The organism is Rhodococcus koreensis, from assembly GCF_017068375.1.
In the GTDB taxonomy this organism is placed as follows: Bacteria; Actinomycetota; Actinomycetes; order Mycobacteriales; family Mycobacteriaceae; genus Rhodococcus_F; species Rhodococcus_F koreensis.
The window spans coordinates 2,920,312-2,943,066 of sequence record NZ_CP070609.1; the positions used below are offsets into that span (position 1 = coordinate 2,920,312).

21 protein-coding genes are annotated in these 22,755 nt (G+C 67.7%); 9 read left to right on the forward strand and 12 right to left on the reverse strand.

The genetic code is table 11. The features are described 5' to 3' along the window. Positions 1 to 3: 3 nt before the first annotated feature. Genes gcl through dctA form a run of 6 tightly spaced genes read right to left on the reverse strand, consistent with a single transcriptional unit; the run spans position 4 to position 6,234 of the window. Positions 4 to 1,809, reverse strand: coding sequence for a glyoxylate carboligase (gene gcl / locus JWS14_RS13500; protein WP_206013488.1), 1,806 nt, complete (start codon positions 1,807 to 1,809; stop codon positions 4 to 6). 36 nt (positions 1,810 to 1,845) lie between these two features. After that, entirely contained in the window at positions 1,846 to 2,730 is an 885-nt protein-coding gene (locus JWS14_RS13505; protein WP_206013489.1) for a 2-hydroxy-3-oxopropionate reductase, read from the reverse strand. 35 nt (positions 2,731 to 2,765) lie between these two features. Then, entirely contained in the window at positions 2,766 to 3,587 is an 822-nt protein-coding gene (locus JWS14_RS13510) for a hydroxypyruvate isomerase family protein (RefSeq protein WP_206013490.1), read from the reverse strand. 26 nt (positions 3,588 to 3,613) lie between these two features. Next, positions 3,614 to 4,021 carry an allophanate hydrolase-related protein gene (locus tag JWS14_RS13515; protein WP_072951000.1) on the reverse strand — a complete coding sequence of 136 codons (408 nt, stop codon included), beginning with the start codon at positions 4,019 to 4,021 and terminating at the stop codon, positions 3,614 to 3,616. 4 nt (positions 4,022 to 4,025) lie between these two features. Then, positions 4,026 to 4,808 carry an MTAP family purine nucleoside phosphorylase gene (locus tag JWS14_RS13520; RefSeq protein ID WP_072950998.1) on the reverse strand — a complete coding sequence of 261 codons (783 nt, stop codon included), beginning with the start codon at positions 4,806 to 4,808 and terminating at the stop codon, positions 4,026 to 4,028. Next, on the reverse strand, positions 4,801 to 6,234 hold the full coding sequence (dctA, locus tag JWS14_RS13525) for a C4-dicarboxylate transporter DctA (protein WP_206013491.1): 1,434 nt from the start codon (positions 6,232 to 6,234) through the stop codon (positions 4,801 to 4,803). Before dctA ends, JWS14_RS13520 begins: the two co-directional genes overlap by 8 nt. Before the next feature lie 227 nt (positions 6,235 to 6,461). Here dctA and JWS14_RS13530 point away from each other — a divergent pair, with 227 nt between their 5' ends. The 4 genes from JWS14_RS13530 (at position 6,462) to JWS14_RS13545 (ending at position 9,333) form a co-directional block, all read left to right on the forward strand. After that, the gene (locus JWS14_RS13530; RefSeq protein WP_072950995.1) at positions 6,462 to 7,232 is read left to right on the forward strand and encodes an IclR family transcriptional regulator; all 771 of its coding nucleotides are present in this window, start codon (positions 6,462 to 6,464) and stop codon (positions 7,230 to 7,232) included. A gap of 60 nt (positions 7,233 to 7,292) precedes the next feature. Next, positions 7,293 to 7,508: a hypothetical protein gene (locus JWS14_RS13535; RefSeq protein ID WP_087558768.1), complete on the forward strand. Its 216-nt coding sequence runs from the start codon at positions 7,293 to 7,295 to the stop codon at positions 7,506 to 7,508. Next, a complete protein-coding gene (locus JWS14_RS13540) occupies positions 7,505 to 7,996 on the forward strand; it encodes a Clp protease N-terminal domain-containing protein (protein ID WP_206013492.1) in 492 nt (163 codons plus the stop codon). The genes JWS14_RS13535 and JWS14_RS13540 overlap by 4 nt, the downstream gene beginning before the upstream one ends. Before the next feature lie 101 nt (positions 7,997 to 8,097). Next, complete coding sequence (locus JWS14_RS13545) at positions 8,098 to 9,333, forward strand: helix-turn-helix transcriptional regulator (protein WP_072951023.1); 1,236 nt, start codon at positions 8,098 to 8,100, stop codon at positions 9,331 to 9,333. Between the two features lie 47 nt (positions 9,334 to 9,380). Here JWS14_RS13545 and fdhD read toward each other — a convergent pair whose 3' ends face one another. From fdhD to JWS14_RS13565, 4 genes are read right to left on the reverse strand one after another with little or no spacing between them, the layout of a single operon-like run. Then, positions 9,381 to 10,202, reverse strand: a complete 822-nt coding sequence (fdhD, locus tag JWS14_RS13550; RefSeq protein ID WP_206013493.1) for a formate dehydrogenase accessory sulfurtransferase FdhD — start codon at positions 10,200 to 10,202, stop codon at positions 9,381 to 9,383. 3 nt (positions 10,203 to 10,205) lie between these two features. Continuing rightward, positions 10,206 to 12,533, reverse strand: coding sequence for an FdhF/YdeP family oxidoreductase (locus JWS14_RS13555; RefSeq protein WP_206013494.1), 2,328 nt, complete (start codon positions 12,531 to 12,533; stop codon positions 10,206 to 10,208). Between the two features lie 4 nt (positions 12,534 to 12,537). Then, positions 12,538 to 13,170 carry an MBL fold metallo-hydrolase gene (locus JWS14_RS13560; protein ID WP_206013495.1) on the reverse strand — a complete coding sequence of 211 codons (633 nt, stop codon included), beginning with the start codon at positions 13,168 to 13,170 and terminating at the stop codon, positions 12,538 to 12,540. Beyond that, positions 13,167 to 14,252, reverse strand: coding sequence for an S-(hydroxymethyl)mycothiol dehydrogenase (locus JWS14_RS13565; RefSeq protein ID WP_206013496.1), 1,086 nt, complete (start codon positions 14,250 to 14,252; stop codon positions 13,167 to 13,169). Before JWS14_RS13565 ends, JWS14_RS13560 begins: the two co-directional genes overlap by 4 nt. Positions 14,253 to 14,569: 317 nt before the next feature. Between JWS14_RS13565 and JWS14_RS13570 the strand changes: the two genes are divergently transcribed. The 5 genes from JWS14_RS13570 (at position 14,570) to JWS14_RS13590 (ending at position 19,555) form a co-directional block, all read left to right on the forward strand. Next, the gene (locus tag JWS14_RS13570; RefSeq protein WP_206013497.1) at positions 14,570 to 16,066 is read left to right on the forward strand and encodes an aromatic amino acid ammonia-lyase; all 1,497 of its coding nucleotides are present in this window, start codon (positions 14,570 to 14,572) and stop codon (positions 16,064 to 16,066) included. A 66-nt stretch (positions 16,067 to 16,132) separates the two neighbouring features. Beyond that, positions 16,133 to 17,242, forward strand: a complete 1,110-nt coding sequence (locus JWS14_RS13575) for an ABC transporter ATP-binding protein (protein ID WP_206013498.1) — start codon at positions 16,133 to 16,135, stop codon at positions 17,240 to 17,242. Beyond that, positions 17,239 to 17,889 (forward strand): ABC transporter permease, encoded by a 651-nt coding sequence (locus tag JWS14_RS13580; RefSeq protein ID WP_072937263.1) that lies wholly within the window; start codon positions 17,239 to 17,241, stop codon positions 17,887 to 17,889. The genes JWS14_RS13575 and JWS14_RS13580 overlap by 4 nt, the downstream gene beginning before the upstream one ends. Beyond that, positions 17,886 to 18,635 carry an ABC transporter permease gene (locus tag JWS14_RS13585; protein ID WP_206013499.1) on the forward strand — a complete coding sequence of 250 codons (750 nt, stop codon included), beginning with the start codon at positions 17,886 to 17,888 and terminating at the stop codon, positions 18,633 to 18,635. Before JWS14_RS13580 ends, JWS14_RS13585 begins: the two co-directional genes overlap by 4 nt. Positions 18,636 to 18,646: 11 nt before the next feature. Next, positions 18,647 to 19,555 (forward strand): ABC transporter substrate-binding protein, encoded by a 909-nt coding sequence (locus JWS14_RS13590; RefSeq protein ID WP_206013500.1) that lies wholly within the window; start codon positions 18,647 to 18,649, stop codon positions 19,553 to 19,555. A 12-nt stretch (positions 19,556 to 19,567) separates the two neighbouring features. Here the strand turns inward: JWS14_RS13590 and JWS14_RS13595 are convergent, their stop codons facing one another. Then, positions 19,568 to 20,707, reverse strand: coding sequence for a serine hydrolase domain-containing protein (locus JWS14_RS13595; protein ID WP_072937286.1), 1,140 nt, complete (start codon positions 20,705 to 20,707; stop codon positions 19,568 to 19,570). Between the two features lie 118 nt (positions 20,708 to 20,825). Further along, on the reverse strand, positions 20,826 to 22,604 hold the full coding sequence (locus JWS14_RS13600; RefSeq protein ID WP_206016008.1) for a CocE/NonD family hydrolase: 1,779 nt from the start codon (positions 22,602 to 22,604) through the stop codon (positions 20,826 to 20,828). Positions 22,605 to 22,755: the final 151 nt, after the last annotated feature.

Here is a 22,755-nt window from a genome sequence, read left to right on the forward strand (position 1 = left end):
CCCCTAGTCCAGCAGCATGAGGGCCGTGGGGGCGTGCTCCCAGCTCTCCGCCAGATCCTCGAACTCCGCGACGTTGTCGAGTTCGGTGCCCATCGCGATGTTGGTGACGCGCTCGAGGAAGACCTCGACCACCACCGGGACCTTGTGCTCGCGGGCGAGTTCACGGGCCTTCTCGAGCGCGCCGGCGATCTCGCCGGGCTCGGTGACCCGCAGGGCCTTGCAGCCCAGCCCCTCGGCGACCTTGACGTGGTCGACGCCGTACCCCTTCGGCACCGCGGGCAGCGTCTCGTGCTCGCTCCGCTCCTGGGTGTTGATGTTGTCGAAGCCCAGTTGCACGCAGAAGTCCATGTCGAACGCGCGCTGCGCCTGACGGATCAGCCCCAGATAGGAGTTGTTCACCACCACGTGGATGTACGGCAGGTTGAACTGCGCACCCACCGCCAGTTCTTCGATCATGAACTGGAAGTCGTAGTCGCCCGACAGCGCCACCACCGACGTCTCCGGCTCTGCGGCAACCACTCCCAGTGCCGCCGGGATGGTCCAGCCGAGCGGACCGGCCTGCCCGCAGTTGATCCAGTTGCGGGCCTTGTACACGTGCAGGAACTGGCCGCCGGCGATCTGCGAGAGTCCGATCGTGCTGACGTACCGCGTGTCACGGCCGAAGACGCGGTTCATCTCCTCGTACACCCGCTGCGGTTTGACGGGCACGTCGTCGAAGTGGGTCTTGCGTTGCATGGTCCGCTTCCGGGTGGCGCAGTCCTCCACCCAGGTGCTGCGGTCCGCCAGTGTTCCGGCGGCCTTGCGCTCCTTCGCGATGGCGACGAACTGTTCCAGCGCCGCCTTGGCATCGGAGACGATCCCGTAGTCGGGTGCGAACACGCGACCGATCTGGGTGGGCTCGATGTCGACGTGGACGAACTTGCGTCCCTTGCGGTAGGTGTCGAGGCCGCCCGTGTGCCGGTTGGCCCAGCGGTTGCCGATGCCGAGGACGAAGTCGGACGCCAGCATGGTGGCGTTGCCGTACCGGTGCGCGGTCTGCAGTCCGACCATGCCGGCCGCGAGACGGTGATCGTCCGGGATCGTGCCCCAGCCCATCAGCGTCGGCACCACCGGAACGTCCAGCAGTTCGGCCAGTTCCACGAGCAGGTCCGAGGCGTCGGCGTTGATGATGCCGCCGCCCGCGACGATCAGCGGGCGGTCGGCGGCACCCAGCATGTCGAGCGCCTTCTCCGCCTGCGCACGGGACGCGGCCGGCTTGTACACGGGCAGCGGCTGGTACGTGTCGGGATCGAACTCGATCTCCGCCAACTGCACGTCGATCGGCAGGTCGATGAGCACCGGTCCCGGCCTACCGGACCGCATGAGGTGAAATGCCTGCGCGAACGCTCCCGGAACCTGGGCCGGCTCGAGCACCGTCATCGCCATCTTCGTGACCGGGCCTGCGATCGACGCGATGTCGACGGCCTGGAAGTCTTCCTTGTGCAGGCGCGCGACCGGGGCCTGCCCGGTGATCGCGAGGATCGGGATCGAGTCCGCCATCGCCGAGTACAGGCCGGTGATCATGTCGGTGCCTGCGGGCCCGGAGGTGCCGATGCAGATCCCGATGTTCCCGGCCTTGGCCCGGGTGAATCCCTCGGCCATGTGCGAGGCACCCTCGACGTGGCGGGCGAGGACGTGCTTGATCCCGCCGTGATCACGCATAGCCGAGTAGAACGGGTTGATCGCCGCACCGGGGAGGCCGAACGCCTGGGTGGCGCCTTCGAGTTCCAGAATCTTGACCGCTGCGTCAGCGGCGCGCATACGAGGCATATCACTTCTCCATCGAGGATTACGAGTTGAAACGGGTCACTGGGAGGGGCGGCCGGACAGCCGCTCCACTCCACGCAGCAGTCCCGAATGGTCCAGGCCGCCATCACCGTTCGCACGGGCGGAGGCCATCAGCTGGGCGACGACCGCGCCGAGCGGTGTCACGACACCGGCCTCACGGGCCGCGCTGGTCACGATGCCGAGGTCCTTGTGGTGCAGGTCGATGCGGAATCCGGGTTCGAACGACCGGTCCAGCATCTTCTGCGCCTTCTGGTTGAGGACGGCCGATCCGGCCAGCCCGCCACCGAGCACCTCCACGGCGGCCGCGGTGTCGACACCGTAGGCCTCGAGGAAGATGATCGCCTCGGCGAGGAGTTGGATGTTGCCGGCGACGATCAGCTGGTTCGCGGCCTTCACCGTCTGCCCGGAGCCGTTCGGGCCCACGTGGACCACGGTCTTCCCGACGACGTCGAGGATCGGCTTCGCGGCGGCGAAGTCCTCGTCCTTGCCACCGGCCATGATCGACAGGGCCGCGTTCTTAGCGCCTGCCTCGCCACCCGATACCGGTGCGTCGATCAGCCGGAATCCACGCTCCGCCGCCTGCGCGGCGAGTGCGGTGGTGACGTCGGGCCGGATGCTGGAGAAGTCGATGATCAGGGCGCCGGCCGGGGCGTGCGCGAACACACCGTCCTCACCGGCGAGTACGGCCTGCACGTCGGGCGAGTCTGGGACCATGACGGCCACGACGTCGGCACCGGCGACGGCCTTGGCGATGGAGTCGGCCGCGGTGCCTCCGGCCTCGACGAGTGCCGCGGTGCGCTCGGGCGAGCGGTTGTATCCGACCACCTGGTGGCCGGCCTTGGTGAGATGAACGGCCATGGGGCTGCCCATGATTCCGAGTCCGATGAATGCGATTGTGCTCACGAGTCTCCTCGATTCCGTCGAAGTGTGGTGGTGTGTCAGCGGCCGGCGCGGGTCGCGCGCTGCTCGCGGGGCAGCCAGTCGAACGTGTCGGGCCGCGTCGCCTTGTATTCGAGGCCGACGTAGCCGCGGTAGCCGTGTCCGGCGAGCCTCTTCAGGTAGCCGTCGATGTCGAGGGTTCCGGTGCCGGGTTCGCCGCGCCCCGGCGCATCCGCGATCTGCACGTGCCCGATCCGGTCGGCGTAGGTGTCGATCGCGGCGCCGACGTCGTCGCCGTTGACCTCGAGGTGGTAGAGGTCCGCGAGGAGCCGGAGCGAATCGACACCGTGCTCGGCCTTCACCCGGTCGATCACGGCGATCGCCTCGGCCGCGGTCTTCAGCGGGTACGCCGGTGTGCCACTGACCGGTTCGACGAGCACGACCGCACCGATACGGTCCGCTGCCTTGCCCGCCTGGGCGAGGTTCTCGGTGGCCGTGTCGTCCTGAATCTTCGGATCCGTGCCGTCGATACGATTACCATAGAGGGCGTTGAAAGCTTTGGTGCCCAGCCGTTCTCCGATTCCGACGGTGACGTCGATGTTGTCGCGGAACGCCGACACCTGCGCCGGGTCGGACAGCAGTCCGCGATCTCCCGCCGGCATGTTGCCCGCCGCGAAGTTCAATCCGGTGAGCTGCACTCCGGCGTTCTCGATCGCGGCCACGAAGGCGTCGACGTCGCTGTCCTGCGGTACGGCGGTGTCGAACGGCCACCAGAATTCGACGGCGTCGAATCCGGCGTTCCGGGCGGCCTGCGGGCGCTGCAGGAGCGGCACGTCGGTGAGCAGGATCGAGCAGTTCAGGGTGTAGGCAATGTTGTCCATCGGCTGTTCTTTCGCTTTCGGGGTGTTCAGGAGACGGTGGTGTTGTCGGGCTCGGGCAGGCCGCGGTAGCGTCGCCAGCCGCCGTGATCGGTAATCTCGGTGAGCTCGCCGGCCTTACTCTCGAGCAGACCCGGTCGCAGCCCCACTGCGAGAACCGAACGGCCGTCGGACAGTTCGATCACGGTGAGCTCGAGTTCCTCGGGCTCCTCGGGGAGGAAGTCGGTGCGGATGTCGCCGATCGGCACGTCGTAGAGTTCGCCCTCGATCGAGGCGCCTCCGGTCTCCGTCAGGAGAAGGGCAGGAAATTCGTCGCGTACGGAGAAGAATCGGTAGTTCGGCGCGGTCCGTACCGTGCCGAGGAACGTGTGCGCAGACACGTTGTGATGCAGGTTTCCGCCACGCATCGCTCCACCGTTGCAGAACAATTCGGCCATCTTGTCAGCTCCTTCTTCCGTGGGCAGTTGCCGTCGTTTCCGGCTTGTCTGCCAGTTCGATCGCGACCTGAAGCAGTGCTTCGCGCAGTCGCTTGGTGTTGGCGTCGAGTCCTTCGCGCACCAGATCCTGGGTGACCGGCCACGGGGTGTCGCTGATGACGTCGTGATCGGTGACCAGGGCGATGCAGGTGTAGGACATGCCGAGTTCCCGGGCCAGTGCCGCTTCGGGATACGGGGTCATGCTGATCAGGTCCCAGCCCTGGGCCGCGTACCAGCGGGATTCGGCGCGAGTCGAGAACCGGGGGCCGCGGATCGCGACCATCACGCCGCCGTCGTTGACGACCCAGCCGCTCCTGCGGAGCGTCGAGACCACGGCCTGCCGTCCGCGGACGCAGAACGGGTCCGCGAAGGAGATGTGGACGTCGTCGTCGTGGAACGTGTCGTCGGTGCGACCGGTGCGGTCGACCAACTGGTCGGGGACGACGACCGATCCGACACCGATCGCCGGTCGCAGCGAGCCGGAGGGGGTGGGAGCGAGGATGGTCCGGACGCCCAGGCTGTGCAGTGCCCAGATGTTGGCGCGGGCGTTGATCCGGTGCGGCGGGATGTTGCGGTGCCGCCCGGTGCGGGTCAGGTAGGCGAGCCGGCGGCCCCCGGAGGATCCCAGGACGATGTTGTCGGAGGTGGGACCGTACGGGGTGTCGACCGAGACCTGCTCGGCGTCGTCGAGCAGACCGTGATAGCCCCAGGTACCGAGGAGCCCGACGGTGGGCTGGGTGTCAGGCATGGTGGTTCACCGTTCCTTCCGGGGTCCTGTTCACGGTCAGCGCTTCGGGCTTCTCGATCGCCGGCTGGGCCGGTGTGGTCGCGAGGTGTTCGTGCCCGGGGTGGGGGTGGGCGACGACGTCGTCCGGGTCGTCGGGCGTGACCGTCCCGTCGAGAACCGCCCGCATCTTGTCCTTGTCGAGCAGGCCCTCCCAGTTCGCGACCACGAACGTGGCCATGCAGTTGCCGAACAGGTTGGTGAAGACCCGCATGGAGTCCATCAACCGGTCGGCGCCCAGGAGCAGCGCGACTGCGGCCACGGGGAAGGCGCCGATCGCGGCGGCGGTGGCCGAGAGTGCGACGAACGCGGAGCCCGGCACGCCTGCCATGCCCTTCGAGCTGAGGATGAGGATGCCCATGATGGCGAGCTGCTCCCCGAACCCGAGGTCGACGCCCACCGCCTGCGCGAGGAACATCATCGCGAGCGACAGGTAGATGGCGGCACCGTCGAGGTTGAACGAGTAGCCGGTGGGAATCACCAGTCCGACGACGGCGCGGTCGCAGCCGGCGTTGTCGAGCTTCTTGATGATGCGGGGCATGACGGCCTCGGACGACCCCGTGCCCAGCGCGAGCATGAACTCTTCTCGGCAGTACTTGACGAACTTCCAGGGATTGACGCCGGTCAGGAGCCTGACAACGGTGGCGAGGACGACGATGAAGACCAGGGCCGCGCCATACGCCGCGAGCACCAGGATCCCGAAGGACTTGAGTGAACCGGCACCGTAGTTGCCGACGGTGTAGGCCATCGCACCGAATGCGCCGAGCGGCGCCAGGTACATGATGTAGCCGACGATGCGGAAGATGACGTGCAGCGACTGGTCGATCACGTCCATCAGGACCGGCGGGGCGGACTCGCTGTAGGACGCGAGAGCGACGCCGAAGAGGATCGAGAACAGCAGCACCTGGAGCAGGCTGTTCGTGGCGAACGCGTCGAACACGCTGGTCGGGATGATGTGCATGACGAACTCGACGCCGCCGGGCATGTGACCGCCCTGCGTCTTCTCGTCCAGCGCGGAGGTGTCCAGCGTGGCCGGGTCGATATTGAGGCCACTGCCCGGCTGCACGAGGTTGCCGACCAGCAGGCCAAGCCCCAGCGCGCAGATCGTCGCGCCCATGAACCAGAGCAGTGCTTTGGCGCCGATCTGGCCGAGCGCCTTCATGCTGCCGACCTTCGCGATGCCGGTGACGATCACCAGGAAGATCAGCGGGGCGACCACCATTTTGATGAGCTTGATGAAGCCCTCGCCCAGTGGCGCCAGGTGATGCGAAAACTCGGGGAACAGGATGCCGGTGGCGATGCCCAGGGCAATTCCGATCAGGACCTGGACGAACAGCGATCTGTACCAACGCTGCTTCTTGGGTTTTGCAGCGATTTCGACTTCAGACACGGGGCCCTCCCTCGGGGCTTGGTGTTTTCCATATTATGGAAGTTGTATTTCGTATCTCGATATAGTGAACGCCGTCACACCGCGTTTTGTCAACCGATGTAGCGAAGGAATCGGCGCGATCCGCCACAACCGCGCTATCGTCATACGGAGCGCCCTTTCCGCCTGACGGAAAGAATGGGGGGCTCCCGGGGGAGGCACCCCGAGGCAGTCAGAGGATGGAGCCAGACATGACGAACGGTCAGAACGCGGCCGGCGGCGTGCAGTCGGTCGAGCGTGCATTCGACATACTCGAGATCATGGCGAGCGCCGGCGGGTCCATCGGCGTCAGCGAACTCGCCGAACTGGCCGGACTCCCCCTCCCGACGATCCACCGGCTCATCCGCACACTGATGAACCGCGGGTACGTGCGGCAACTGCCCACCCGCCGGTACGCGCTCGGCCCCAAGCTCATTCGGCTCGGCGAGAGCGCCACGCAACTGATCGGCGCGTGGTCGCGGCCGCACCTGTCCGAACTGGTGCGAGGCACCGGCGAGACCGCGAACATGGCCGTCCTCGACGGCACCATGGCCGTCTACGTCGCGCAGGTGCCGTCCGAACACGCGATGCGCATGTTCACCGAGGTCGGCCGCCGCGTGTACCCGCACTGCACCGGTGTCGGCAAGGCCATCCTCATGCAACTGTCGAACGACGCCGTGCGCTCACTGGTCGGCCGGACCGGCATGACGACCTACACCGAGAACTCGCTGACGGACCCCGACCTGCTGATCGCCGATCTGGAACTGAGCAGGAACCGCGGATTCGCCATCGACGAGGGCGAGCAGGAGATCGGCGTCCGCTGCTTCTCGGTGCCGGTGCCGAACGCCCCGACGCCTACCGCCATCTCCGTCTCCGGGCCCGCGGCCCGCGTCACCCTCGAGTCGGCCGACCACATCGTGCCGCTGCTCAAGCGCGTCGCGAAGGAACTCGGCACCGAGTTCGACAAGAACGCGGCGCTCTAGGTGCACCCTTCCATCAACAAAGGTTGACGAGGTTCGCCTCATCAACTTAAGTTGATACCTGTGAGTGACGATCCGAACCCGGCCACCGCGTTCGCTGCCGTCGTCGCGCTGCGGCGGCAGGCCGATCAGCTCGAGCGTGACGCCGTCGCCGACGCACTGTCCGCCGGCTGGACGTGGGCGGACATCGGTCAGGCGCTCGGCGTCTCGGGTCAGGCGGCGCACAAACGCCTCGGCCCGGGGCGATCCGCCGACAAGAAGACGAGGGGACCACGATGAAATTCACCCGGGCATGGCGCGACATGCGCACGATGAAAACCCTGTTCTCCGAAACGGAGGCCGAAGCCGACCGGCTCGGCGACCGCGAGCCCGGCCTCGAACACCTGCTCCTCGCGTCGTTCGCGCTGCCGGACGGAACAACGAGCCGGGTGTTCGACCGTCTCGGATCGAACCGGGACGTGCTGCGCGAGGCGATCATTCACGTGCACGGCGAGGCCCTCGCGGCGGCAGGCATGACCGACACGGGCGCCGCCACCAGCGCGCTCAGCCGCCCCCGCACCGGTCCGCTGCGGCTGACCGAACCGGCCCAGGGCGCGTTCCGCAACGCGGTGGCTCTCGCGAAATCGGAGCGCAGACCGATCGTCGGCGCCGACATCGTCGCGGCCGTGGCCACGATCACCCACGGCACCGCGGCGCGGGCACTGGAATCGCTGGGGTTCGTCCGGTCCGCAGTCGTCGACGCCGCGCGGTCGGAGCCGGCACGATGACCGGACAGCCCAGGATCGGTGTTCGCCGTCTGCGCGGATAGGCTCGACACGTGGTTCTTCCCAGCGCGACTTCGGTGTCACCGGCAGATGTTCTCGGTTCGATGCGGGACGTCATCGACGGTCCCCTGCCCGACATCGCCGTCCGCTTCTCCAAGTTCCTCGCCGACATCTGGCCGCACACCGCGCTGGTGATCTTCACCCGGGAATGCACGGGGCGTCCCCGCAAGGTCAGCGGCGACCCCGCGGTGGTCGAACGGGTCACCATCGCCGAATTGGACGCGTTGCGCACCCGCATGACGGAAGGCACGCCGTTCGACGACCAGACCGTGGTGGCCGGCTCGAAGCGGAAGGTCTGGGCGCTGCTCGACGCGACCGGAACCCTCCTCGTCGTTCTGCCGAAGCCGCGGCAGCAGATTCGGGAGGTCCCGCTGGTGGCGGGCGCCTTCGGTGTCGTCGCCGTGTCGATCCGGCATCAGGTCGCGCAGGCCAGCCCGGCGTACCTGGCGGAGTCGCGGGCCGCGTCGAGCGAGCGGGCCAGGACCATCGTGGAGTTGACGGACCTGCACGCCGCGACACTCGAATCCATCCTGTCGACACTGCGGTCCAAGGACCTCGACGACCGTCGGTCGCGGATCACGGCGAGCGAGACGGCGTCGTCGGCGCTGATCACTCTGCGGTCAGCGGGCGAGTCCGACCGCATCCTCGCGGAGGAAGCCGTCACGACGGCGTTCGCCCGGTTGCAGGGCGAACTGCGACCGCTGCTGCAGCACCGGCCCGTGCGCGTCGACTACGTCGATCCGCCGGTGGACGGTCGCGCGCTGCCCGGTGAGGTGGCCAGCGCCGCGCGCGCGGTCGTGCGCAGCGCCGTCCTGGCGTTCGCGACCCAGTCCACCCTCGAGCGCATCCGCATCGCCTGGGACTGCGACGGCTCCAACCTCCTGGTCGAGGTACGCGACGACGCCGAGGGCGGACTCGACACCGACGCACTGGTGCGGCAACTCTCCGGCCGGGTGCACACGCTCGGTGGCCGGATCGACGTCGAGTCGGTCGACGGGTGGGGGTCCCGGGTGGCGGTCGCGATCCCCCTCGACGTCCCCGCGGCCCGACCGGACGAACAGCAACTCGGCGACCTCAACCCCCGCGAACTCGAGGTCCTTGGCCACCTGGCCACGGGCAAGAGGAACAAGGCGATCGCCGACAGCCTCGGCATCAGTGAGAGCACGGTCAAGTTCCACGTCGCGGGTGTGCTGAAGAAACTCGGGGTGGCGTCCCGGGGCGAGGCGGGCGCGATCGCCCTCGAGGCCGGCGTCCGCGCCGATACCACCGGCAGGCACTGACCCCAGGTGAGTGGCGCGGTGTGTGGGAGCACGCTGTGCCACTCACCTCAGGTGATGCGGTCGGGGTGGGTGTAGAGGTTCATGGTGGTGCCGCGCAGGAACCCGATCAGGGTCAGGCCGGTGTCGTGGGCGAGGTCGATCGCCAGCGACGACGGCGCGGACACCGCCGCCAGGATCGGAATCCCGGCCATCACCGCCTTCTGCGCCAACTCGAACGACGCCCGACCGCTGACGAGCAGCACCGTTCCACGCAGCGGAACCCGGTCCTGCTCGGTGGCCCACCCGATCAGCTTGTCGACCGCGTTGTGCCGGCCGACGTCCTCCCTGACCGCGAGCAGTTCCCCCGTGCGGGTGAACAACCCCGCCGCATGCAGACCCCCGGTGGTGTCGAACACCTTCTGCGCGGCCCGCAACCGGTCGGGGAGTTCCACGATGGTGGCCGAATCGACCCGCACCGTGTCCGCCGCCGGGGAATGCTTCGTGCGTTGCCGGATCGCGTCCAGGGACGCCTTCCCACACACCCCGCACGAGGAGGTGGTGTAGAAGTTGCGTTCGATCCCCATGTCGGGCAGGAACACCCCGGGTGCGAGATCCACGTCGAGGACGTTGTAGGTGTTGACACCGTGCTCGTCGACGCTGTTGCAGTACCGGATCGACGCAACATCCGCGCGGCCGGCGATGATGCCCTCCGTCAGCAAAAACCCCTGCGCCAACTCCACATCCGAACCCGGGGTCCGCATCGTCACCGCCAACGGTGTCCCGTTCACCCGGATCTCCAGGGGTTCCTCCACCACCACGGTGTCCGGCCGGGTCGAGTGCCGGGTGTCGGTGATCCGGGTGACCGGGGTCCGGGTCGTCACCCGCCCCACCGGTCAGCCCCGCCCTTCGAGGCGGATCGTGACCGCCTTCGACACCGGCGTGTTCGACTTTTTCGCGACGTGATCGAGCGGGATCAGCGGATTCGTCTCCGGATAATAGGCGGCCACATTCCCGACCGGGGTCGGGTAGGGCACCAACCGGAAATCCTCCGCCCGCCGCTCCTCCACGCTGCCGTCCGGGGTCGTCCATTCGGAGACCAGGTCCACCCGATCCCCCGCCGCGTACCCGAACGACTCCAGGTCCTGCGTGTTGATGAACAGCACCCGCCGTCCGCCCTTGACCCCGCGGTAGCGGTCGTCGAGACCGTAGATGGTGGTGTTGTACTGATCGTGCGAGCGCATGGTCTGCAGGATCAGCCTGCCTTCCGGCACCGGCACCCAGGACAGGTCGTTGACGACGAAATTCGCCTTCCCCGTGTCGGTGTCGAAGCGGCGCTCGTCGCGGGGTGGGTGCGGCAACCCGAATCCGTCGGGTTGGCGGACCTTGGTGTTGAAATCCTCGAACCCGGGGATCACCCGGGCAATGGAATCGCGGATCCGGTCGTAGTCGGCCGAAAATTCCGCCCACGGCACCGCATGCTCCGGCCCGAACAACGCCTGCGCGATCCCGCACACGATCGACACCTCGCTGCGCAACTGCTCGCTCGCGGGGGTGAGGCTGCCGCGGGAGAGGTGCACCATCGACATCGAATCCTCGACCGTCACCTGCTGCTTGCGACCGTTTTGGACGTCCTTGTCGGTGCGCCCGAGCGAGGGCAGGATCAGCGCGGCCCGCCCGGTCACCAGGTGGGAGCGGTTCAGTTTCGTCGACACCTGCACCGTCAACGCACACCGGCGCAGCGCCGCCTCGGTGGTCTCGGTGTCCGGGGTCGCGGAGACGAAGTTGCCGCCCATCCCGACGAACACCGACGCCGTCCCGTCCCGCATCGCCCGGATCGAATCGACGGCATCGAGGCCGTGCGTGCGCGGGGACCGGATACCGAACTCCGCATCCAACGCCGCCAGGAACGCTTCGGGCATCTTCTCCCAGATCCCCATCGTCCGGTCACCCTGGACGTTGGAGTGCCCGCGCACCGGGCACACCCCCGCCCCGGGTTTGCCGATCATGCCGCGCATCAGCAGCAGGGCGACCGCGTCCTGGATGGTGGCGACCCCATGGGTCTGCTGCGTCAGGCCCATGGCCCAGCAGATGATGGTCTTCTCCGACGCGATCAGCGCGTCCGCGGTGGCCCGGATCTGTTCGAGGGTCAGGCCGGTGGCGGCGATGACGGTGTCCAGGTCGACGGTGTTGCGGATGTGGGCGGCGTAGTCGTCCCACCCGGCGCACTGCTCGCGCAGGAAGTCGTGGTCGAGGATTGTGCCGGGGGCGGCGTCCTCCGCGTCGAGGACCAGTTTCGCCAACCCCTGGAACAGGGCCTGGTCGCCGCCGATCCGGATCTGCAGGAACTCGTCCGCAATGGCCACGCCGTCACCGACGACGCCGTGCACCTTCTGCGGGTCCTTGAACCGCAACAACCCCGCCTCCGGCAACGGGTTGATCGCGATCACCCTCGCCCCATTCGCCTTCGCCTTCTCCAACGTCGAGAGCATCCGCGGATGATTCGTGCCCGGATTCTGGCCGGCGATCAGGATCAGATCCGCGTTCTCCAGGTCGGGGACCGACACCGACCCCTTCCCGATCCCGATCGTCTCCACCAACGCACTACCCGAGGATTCGTGGCACATGTTCGAACAATCCGGCAGGTTGTTCGTCCCGAACGCCCGGATCATCAACTGATACACGAACGCCGCCTCATTACTGGTGCGCCCGGAGGTGTAGAACACCGCCTCGTCCGGCGATCCCAGACCCCGCAGCTCCCCCGCGATCAACGCGAACGCCGCATCCCACCCGATCGGCTCGTAATGCGTGGCCCCCGGCAGCAACACCATCGGATGCGTCAGCCGGCCCTGCTGCCCCAACCAGAACTCGGTCCGGCCCAACAACTCCGCCACCGAATGCTGGGCGAAGAACTCCGGGGTCACCGTCCGGGTCGTCGCCTCCTCCGCGACCGCCTTCGCCCCGTTCTCACAGAACTCCGCATGCTTACGGTGCCCCGGAGTCTCCGGCCACGCACACCCCGGACAGTCGAACCCGTGCCGCTGATTCAGCCGGAAGAAGGTCCGCGCCGTGCGCACCGGACCCATCTGCTCCAAACCACGCTTGAGCGACACCAACACCGCAGGAACACCCGCCGCATAGGACTTCTCGTGCGTGACGACGACATCGTCCTCGTCGAAGGTGTACCTGTCGGTGGCCTCGGGGCGGTCGGTGGTGTCGGTCATGGGATCAGTGTCCTCGGGCAATCCACTCGGCGAGATGCGGGGCCTCGGTACCGATCGTGGTCCCGTCCCCGTGCCCGGTGTGGACGAGCGTGTCCTCGGGCAACGCGAACAACCGGTCCCGGATCGACCCGATGATCGTCGGGAAATCCGAGAACGATCGACCCGTGGCGCCCGGACCACCCGAGAACAGGGTGTCCCCGGAGAACAACGCCCCCACCTCCGGCAGAGACAGGCACACCGACCCCGGCGAATGCCCCGGCGCGTGGATCACCCGGATCTCGGTGCCCGCGATCGCGATCCGCTGCCCGTCCTCGAGATTCCAGTACTTGCCGTCCGGGTGGCTCATCTTCCACAGCACGTCATCACCCGGATGCAGCAGCACCGGGGCGTGCAACCGCTCGGCCAGCTCCGGGGCGACGGTGACGTGATCGTTGTGCCCGTGCGTGCAGATCACCGCGTTCACGTGCCGGCCCCCGACCGCGTCGACGATCGGCTGCGCACTGTGGGCGGCGTCCACGATCACCACGTCGGTGTCGTCCCCGATCAGCCAGATGTTGTTCTCGACCCTCCACTCCCCACCGTCGAGGGCGAAGGTTCCCTCGGTGACGACCCGCTCGATCCGCAACCGCCCGCTCACAGCACGACCACCGAACGCAGCACCTCACCGGCATGCATCTTGTGGAACGCCTCTTCGATCTCGTCGATCTTGATCCGCTCGGTGACGAACTTCTCCAACGGCAACCGGCCCTGCTGGAACAGATCCACGAGCATCGGGAAGTCGCGTTCGGGCAGGCAGTCGCCGTACCACGACGACTTCAGGGATCCGCCGCGGGAGAAGAAGTCGATCAACGGCATCTCGAGGGTCATGTCGGGGGTCGGGACCCCGACCAGCACCACGGTGCCGGCGAGGTCGCGGGCGTAGAACGCCTGCTTCCACGTCTCCGGACGCCCGACCGCGTCGATCACCACATCCGCACCGAAACCGCCGGTCAGCTCCCGCACCGCCTCGACCGCGTCCACCTCGCCGCCGTTGACCGTGTGCGTCGCACCCAGATCCCTGGCCCACTCGAGCTTCTTCTCGTCCCGGTCGATCGCGATGATCTTGTTCGCCCCGGCCAGCCGGGCACCCATGATCGCCGCATCACCGACCCCGCCGCAGCCGATCACGACCACCGAGTCGCCGCGGCCCACATTGCCGGTGTTCACCGCGGCACCGAGGCCGGCCATCACCCCGCACCCGAGCAGCCCGACGACCGCCGGGTCCGCGGAGGCGTCGACCTTGGTGCATTGTCCCGCATGAACGAGGGTCTTGTCGGCGAACGCGCCGATCCCCAGCGCCGGGGTCAGTTCGGTGCCGTCCTCGATCGTCATCCTCTGTGCGGCGTTGTGGGTGTCGAAACAGTACTGCGGGCGACCGCGCTTACACGCCCGGCACTGACCACACACGGCCCGCCAGTTCAGGACGACGAAGTCGCCGACCGCCACCGACGTCACACCCTCGCCGACACTCTCCACGATCCCGGACGCCTCATGCCCGAGCAGGAACGGGAACTCGTCGTTGATCCCGCCGTCGCGGTAGGTCAGATCCGTGTGGCACACACCGCACGCCGCGATATCCACCACCACCTCACCCGGACCCGGATCCGGAATATTCACGGTCGCGATCTCCACGGGGGCACCCTTGGAGCGGGCGATGACGCCTCGTACCTGCTGCGGCATTGGACTCATTCCTTCGGTCGATCAGTCAGAGCGGGATCGATGCATGGCCATATATGCACCTCTCCCGAGACCCTACGTTCCGGACGATCACAGAGGGACTGATCGAAGTGAGAGGTCGACCTAGCCGGAATGCCAGCCCCTCGGGAAGGGGTTGCGAACCTGTCGATCGCCGGAAACCGACGGTTGACAGGGTGCGGTATATACAGGACTATACATCTCGAACGAGTGAGGCAGACCACACTGAACGCAGACGCCGGACGACGTCGTCCGCACCCGCCTCGTGAGTACCCGTACACCGCATCGATCACGGAGTTCCGATGACCCGGAAAGATCCCCGCCCGACGGAGGAACCGCACCCGCCCGTCCCGGTGCTGCTCGACGGCTCCCAGCTCACCGTCGATCAGCTGACGACTCTGGCCCGGGAGCCGGCCGTCGTCGCGCCCGACCCCGCAGCACTCGACCACGCACGCCGTTCCTGGGAGACCGCGGTGCGCATCGCCGCGCGCCAGCCGATCTACGGACGCACCACGGGGGTCGGCGGAAACCGGGACACCTCCGTCTCGGACGGTGTCGAACAGGACCTCCGACTGCTCCGCAGCCACGCCACCGGCTCGGGTCCGTCGCTGCCGGACCACGTCGTCCGCGCCGCGATGATCATTCGGGTCAACCAGATCCTCAACGGCGGATCCGGTCTGCACCCCGACATCGTGACGGCGCTGATCGATGCCGTCGCCGCGGACGAACTGCCCGCCGTGCACGCTCGTGGGGCCATCGGCACCGGCGACCTCAGCGCGTTCTCCGAGATCGCGCTCGGACTGATGGGCGAGACACCGCTGCGGGACGGCCGGGTCGTGCCCCGGTGGACGGCGCATCAGGGTGATGCGCTCCCCTTGATCTCGACGAACGCGATGACCGTCGCGCTCGCCGCCACGGCCACCGACAGCGTGGCGAACTGGCTGGAGCATTCGCTGATCGTCGGCGTGCTGTCGCTGCTGGCGACGCGCAGTTCCGTCGAGCCGTTCGCCGCACGGGTGCAGGCGGCCCGCAGGCACCTCGGCCAGGAGGAGGTGGCGGGCCGGGTCCGGGAACTCCTCGCCGACCACGACGTCCGGGCCGCCCGGGTGCAGGACTCCTACGGGTTCCGCGCCCTCCCCCAGATCCTCGGCGCCACCTGGCAGGCGCTGCAACGACTGCGGGGGACCCTCGCGATCGAGATGAACTCGTCCTCCGAGAACCCGCTCATCTCCGTCGAGGACGACGCCGTGTTCCACAACGGCAACTTCCACGGGATGCCGATCGCCCTCGCTGTGGACGAGGCGAAACTCGCGCTGTCGAGCGCGGCGTTGCTGTCGCAGTGCAGGTTGGCCAACCTGTCGGATCCGGCGGTCACCGGGCTGCGGCCGTTCCTGGCCGACGGTCCGGCAGGCAGCAGCGGCACCATGCTGCTGGAGTACACGACGTCCGCGGCCATCGCGGAGATCCGGATGGCCGCCGCACCGGGTTCCCTCGGGCACACAGTCATCTCCCGCGGCACCGAAGACCACGCGAGTTTCGCGTCCCAGGCCGCCACCCAGCTGACCGACATCCTCGCGCAGTCCCGCATCGTCCTTGCGTGCGAACTGATCTCGGCGGTGCGGGCGCTCGGCCAGCAGCACCGCGACCTCGACACGGACACCGAACTCGGCGCCTACCTGCACCGTGCGCGCACGTGCCTGGACCCCCGGACCACCGACCGCCCCCTGAGCGACGACCTGAAAGCTGCGGTGAAGTTCCTGGAACAGTTGCCGAATCCGGAGAAAGACACAGCTCGGTAGAGCAGTCCCACCGACACCGAACTTCCGGGCGCCTCACCTCCCGGACTACACGAAAGTAGCACGCGGATGATCACATTCGACAAAGTCACCAAGGCGTACCCGGACGGCACGACAGCGGTGAACAAACTGGACCTCGAGTGCCCCAGCGGCAAGATCACGGCCCTCGTCGGTCCGTCGGGCTGCGGCAAGACGACGTCGTTGCGCATGATCAACAGGTTGATCGAACCGACGTCCGGAACCATCTCCCTCGACGGCGAGTCCACCGCGGACATGGACCCGGCGCTGCTGCGCCGACGGATCGGGTACGTCATCCAGCACGCCGGACTGTTCCCGCATCGCACCATCGTGGACAACGTCGCGACGATGCCGAAGCTGCTGGGGAAGACGAAGAAGGAGGCCCGGACGAGGGCCATGGAACTGCTCGAGACGGTCGGTCTGGCCGCGCATTTCGCAGATCGGTATCCGTGGCAGCTCTCGGGCGGGCAGCAGCAGCGAGTCGGGGTCGCGCGCGCACTGGCCGCGGACCCGGCGTTCATGCTGATGGACGAGCCGTTCAGTGCCGTCGACCCGGTGGTCCGGAGCCAGCTGCAGGACGAATTCCTCCGACTGCAGAAGGAGATCGGGAAGACGATCATCATCGTCACCCACGACATCGACGAAGCGCTCAAACTCGGTGACCAGGTGGTCGTGTTGCGGACCGGCGGAGTCCTGGCGCAGGCGGCCACTCCGCTGGAGTTGCTGACCGAGCCCGCCGACGAGTTCGTCGCCGATTTCGTCGGACGCGACCGCGGCTACCGGTCGCTGGGTTTCGCGAATCTCGACGGACGCGTGGAGACGGTCGCCGAACCCGTTGCTCGTCTGGGTGATTCGGCGGGCGAGGCCCTCGCGCGGACGTCCGACGACTGGCTTCTCGTCGTCGACCCGGCGAACAAGCCGATCGGGTGGGTTCAGCCGTCGAAGGTCGTCGGCAGCATTCACCCGGACGACGTGAATCTCAGCGGCACGGTCGCCGATGCGCACGGGACGATGCGGGCGCTGCTCGACGCCGCCCTGTCCGCACCCAGCAAGCGGGGTGTGGTCGTCGACGGCGACGGGGTGCTCGTGGGCACCGTGACGGCACACGCGGCCGTGGCGGCGATCGAGTCAGCGGATCTCGCGGGGGCGGTGGCCCGATGAACTTCGAATGGCTGGGTCGCCAGTCCGACCGCATCGTCGAACTCGTCGGCTGGCACATCCTGCTCTCCCTTGTCCCGATCGTCGTCGGCGTGATCGTCGCGTTGCCCATCGGCTGGCTCGCGCACCGCAATCGCCGGATCAACCCGTATGTGGTGGGGACCGCCGGCCTGCTCTACACGATCCCGTCACTCGCCCTGTTCGTCCTGCTGCCGCCGATCCTCGGGACGAAGATCCTCGATCCGATGAACATCATTGTCGCGCTGACGATCTACACCGTCGCCATGCTGGTTCGCGTCGTCGCCGACGCCCTCGACTCGGTGCCCCAGGAAACCGTGCTCGCCGCGACGGCGATGGGCTACCGGCCGTATCAGACCCTGCTCAAAGTTCAGCTCCCGGTAGGTGTTCCCGTCATCTGCGCGGGCCTGCGGGTGGCCGTGGTGTCGAACGTCAGCCTGGTCTCGCTCGCCGCTCTGCTCGGGATCCCGCAGATCGGTTCGCTGTTCACCCAGGGCTTCCAGTTGCGTTTCTACACACCCATCATCGCCGGTATCGCGCTCAGCCTGCTGCTGGCCCTGGTTCTCGACCTCCTCATCGTGCTCGCTAACCGGTTACTCACCCCGTGGACCCCGAAGGTGGTCACCTCATGATCGACTTCCTGCTCGACGGTGCTCATTGGACAGGGCCCGAAGGCATTCCGGCCCTGCTCCTCCAGCACCTGATGTACACGTTCCTCGCCCTGTTCGCCGCCGCGCTGATCGCCGTTCCTCTCGGCCTGTACATCGGGCACACCGGGCGCGGGTCCGTCGTCGTCGCCGGTCTGGCCAACTCGCTGCGCGCCCTCCCGACCATCGGGTTGCTGATCCTGCTGGTGCTCGTCATCGCGCCGTCGTTCTCGAGCAAGCTGGCCTACCTGATTCCGAGCCTGATCGTGCTGGTACTGCTGGCCATTCCGCCGATCCTCACCAACACGTACGCGGGCATCCGCTCCGTCGACCCGGCCGCCGTGGACGCGGCCCGGGGAATGGGGTTCCGGTCGATGCGCATCCTCACCGAGGTGGAGTTGCCCTGCGCGCTGCCGTTGATGCTGTCGGGTGTCCGCAGCGCCGTGCTGCAGATCGTCTCGACGGCGACCGTCGCCGCCTACATCTCGCTCGGCGGCCTGGGACGACTCCTCATCGACGGCAAGGCGCAGAGCGACTACGCGCAGATGGCGGCGGGAGCGGTCCTCGTGTCGCTCCTCGCACTCGCCTTCGATCTCGCGATCGGGTTCCTCACGGTGCGGGTCGTCTCGCCCGGACTCACCCGGCGGGTGCGCAGGTGCAAGCGCTCCGCCTCCGAAGACACCGCGGTCGCGGCCCGTCCCACGTCCGTACCCGAGCCCTCGCTGACCTGAAGGACATCACCATGAAGAAGGCATTGATCGTCGCGCTGGCAGGCGCCACCCTGATGTCGTTGACGGCTTGCGGGATCGGCAAGGATCCCCTCGCGGCCGACGGCGGCGGGAGCAGCGACGGCGCCATCGTCGTCGGTTCCGCGGACTTCCCCGAAAGCCAGCTGATCGCCACCATCTACGCGGAAGCGTTGCGTGCGAACGGCATCGACGTGACGGAGAAGCTGAACATCGGAAGCCGTGAAGTGTACGTACCGGCCATCCGGGACGGCTCCATCGACCTGCTGCCCGAATACTCGGGCGCGTTGCTCCAGTATCTCGACAGCGCGACCACCGCGACGGCGTCGGACGAGGTGACCGAGGAGATCAAGGCGAAACTCCCCGCCGGGCTCATTGCGCTGGAACCGTCGCCCGCCGAGGACAAGGACGTTCTCGCGGTGCGGCAGGAGACCGCGGACGAGTACTCGCTCGAGACGATCGAGGACCTCGTGCCCCACGCCGGCGAACTGACCCTCGGCGGCCCGCCCGAATGGAAGACCCGCGAGAACGGCGTCGCCGGCCTGAAGGACAGGTACGGGTTGACGTTCAAGGAGTTCCTGGCACTGGACGCCGGCGGGCCCCTCACGCTCAACGCCCTGCTCAGAGGTCAGATCGAGGTCGCGGACGTGTTCAGCACCGACCCGGCGATGCGTTCGGAGAACCTCGTGGCCCTCGAGGACACCAAGCACCTGTTCCTGGCGGAGAACATCACCCCGATCATCAACGAGAACAAGGCCGGCGACGACGTCCGCGCCGTGCTGGCGGACGTGTCGGCGGCGTTGACGACCGAGGATCTCATCGCGATGAACGAGCGGGTGGCCGACCTCGAGGACATGGGCGACATCGCCCGGGAGTGGCTGCAGGACAAGGGTCTGGCGTCCTGATCCTCCCCCGCGTCAGCCCAGTGCGTCGAACGTCGCCGTCGCGTACTGGGCGGTGCGGTCGGACCCGAGCAGTCCCGGACCCATCTTGTTCATCACATACGTCATGGTCATCCGACGTTCGGTGTCGACGACGACCTGCGAACCGCCCCAGCCACCCCAGAAGCAGATCCGCCCTTCGGGGACGAACGGCACCGACACGGGTGTCGGCAATCCGTAGCCGACGCCGAACCGGATCGGCTGCCCCAGCGCCAGATCCACGCCGTTCGACTGCTCCTCGAAGATGAGGGAGATGGTGTCCGGCGACAGCAGGCGGACGCCGTCGAGTTCGCCGCCGCAGGCCACCACGGACTGGATCCGGGCGAGTGACCGGGCGTTGCCCTGACCGCCGGCCGCGCCGTTCTCGGCCCTGCGCCACGCGTCGGACCAGGACGCGGAGGCGTCCGGTCCGGGCCCGGTGAACGTCCTGACGATGACGCTGGCGGGGTCGAGGGACGCCAGGTCGATCGGCAGCGGCGGCGGCGGGACCACGTTCGACACCCGGCCGAACTCCGACGGGTCCAATCCGATGTGGAAGTCGGCCGCCAGCGGTCCGGCGATCTCCTCGGCCACGAAACGGCCCAGGGTGCGTCCGTCGACCCGTCGGACGACCTCGCCGATCAGGTGACCGTAGTTCAGTGCGTGGTATCCGGACGCCGTGCCCGGCTCCCACCACGGCGCCTGGGCGGCAAGTCGTTTCGTCGATTCGGCGAGGTCGAACGTGTCCTCGACCGTGATCGGCTGATCCCACCCCGACACCCCCGAGGTGTGCGAGAGGAGATGCCGGACCTCGACGCGCTCCTTGCCGGCGGCCGCGAACTCGGGCCAGTACTTCGCGACGGGCGCGTACACGTCCAGCAGACCGCGGTCGACGAGCATCAGCGCGGCGAGAGCGGTCACCGTCTTGGTGCACGACCACACGTTGGTGAGGGTGTCGCGTCCCCATTCGGCGGTGTGATCGGGATCGGACCATCCGCCCCACATGTCGACCACCGGGTGTCCGTCGAGGGTCACGACGATCGACGCGCCGAGCTCCTCACCGGAGTCGAGATTATCCTTCAGTGCGTCCTGCAACGCCGCGAAGCGCTGGTCGCACACTCCTCCGAGCTCGGTCACCTGCGGTTCCTCTCCACCGGCCGACGTCATATTGATATTGACATCGGATTCAATTGAGGGTTCCCAGTGTGATCCCGAGGCGGTGTGATGTCAATCACGTGCTGCTCGGGGCTCGTTTTCAGCCCGTCACCGGCAGCACCAGCGCCTGCCCCGGGTCGCCCGCGGCGATGGTGACCTGATGCGGCACCAGCCCGCCGCGGAAGCTCTGATCGCCGCCGGCCACCACGAGGCGAACACGGTGCCCCTCACCGAAGCGATGGACGATCGCCGGCATCACGACCCGCACGGGCTCGCCGGGTGCCACCATCCGCACCGGCGCGACCTGCCCGTTGATCAGCGTCTCGGTGCCGTCGGGAGCCACGTCGTACAGCTTGGCGAAGACCACCACCGCGTCTTCGACACCGGTGACCGCGGGTGCGGCCGCGACCCGGACGTCGAGCAGGGACGCTCCGACCACGTCCAACGGGGCATCGAGGATCCCCGACGACCACTCGGCCTCGGTTCCGGGCTCGACACTCTGCGGGACCGGGGCGTTCGGCCTCGTGTCCGGTGCCTCGCGGTCGGTGGGGAGTCCGCCGGGCAGCGTGTTCAGCGTCTGGGCGCCGGCCACGATGCGGTCGCGGCGGTCGGTCAGTGCGCCGTCACCGGAGAGGTAGAGCGAATAGTCCTGACCCACCGAGACGTCCGAGGATTCGGCGTACGCGGGTGTGGCGTTGCCGGTGTAGTCGACCCAGTTGCGGAAGTAGCTGAATACCGGCCCGGTGTCCGCCCCGCTGTCCCGCAGGTAGTGGTCGAACCAGTCGATGATCCGGCCCGCCTCGTACTGGGTGTCGGGGTTGGGGTCCTTCATGTTGATCTCGCCCTCGGCGGGAGTCAGGTTGGAATGCCCCCAGCTGTGCCAGATCATCTTCACGTCGTTGCCCTGTGCCTGCAGCGTCTCGAAGGTGGCCTTCGACTCGTTGAGGTCGAACAGCGTGTCCTGCTGACCCTGCAGCAGCAGCACCGGGATCTTCACGCGATGGGCGTACGACACCACGGAGGACTGCCGCAGGAAGTCGACGGACGCCGGGTCCGGGAAACCCTGCACCGCGGACTGTGCCAGCGCGGGGCATGCGGGATCGGCGAAGTTGGGGCACCCCAGGGCCCGCACCGGGTCCTGCGCGTAGCCCTCCGCGCGGGGGTTGGTAACACCGACGGCCCCGAACGTCAGCGACCACACCACCTTCGATGCCCCGGGAACCGACGTGCTGACCCCGGACGTCTGGTCGATGCTGTTGGGCGCGAGCGAGTAGCTGAGGTCGTTCCAGGTGATCATCGGGATGATCGTGTCGATCCGTGGGTCCACCGACGCCGCGGCGAACTGCACCGCCCCGCCGTAGGACCCACCGATCATCCCCACCCGCGGATCGTTCGCCTCGGCCGTGCCGTGGTGGGCCGTCGCGTCCTGCACCACGTAGTCGAGACCCGCAACGGGAACGGTGTGCGCGGGATCGACGAACGCAGTCCCGTCGCGTCCGCCGAGGAAGCTCACCAGTTCACTCGCCGCAACTCCGTCGTACTCGGGGTTGTCCATGTGGATCTTGCAGCTCGAACCGCCGAAGCCCAGCCCGGAATAGGCGAGCACCGCGTAGCCCCGCGAGGCGAGGAACGAGCCGATACCGGCCTGATCGTTCTTGGAACCGCCGAAGCCGTTGGTGGTGAGGACGGCGGGGACGCGATTCGACGCCGACGCCGCATCCGGTTTGTACACGTCGCCGATCACGTCGCACGGTACGTCGCGGTTCGGTCCGACAAAGACCTGGAAATGGAGCGTCGTCTTCGTGAACCCGCCCGCGTCGGCGGTCGCCGGAGCGGCTGCCGCGATCGGTGTCAGGACGGTGGCCGCGGCCACCGCCATCGTCAGCGTCGATCTGCCCACCCTGCGATTCACAGCCCACCCGCCATCCGTCACGCCGTCCGGAGAACCTCCGAAGAGCGTAAACGCTCTGGAACTGTGACCAACTCGGATTGCCGGTATGTCGCGACACCCGAGCGACCGTGCCGTTTAT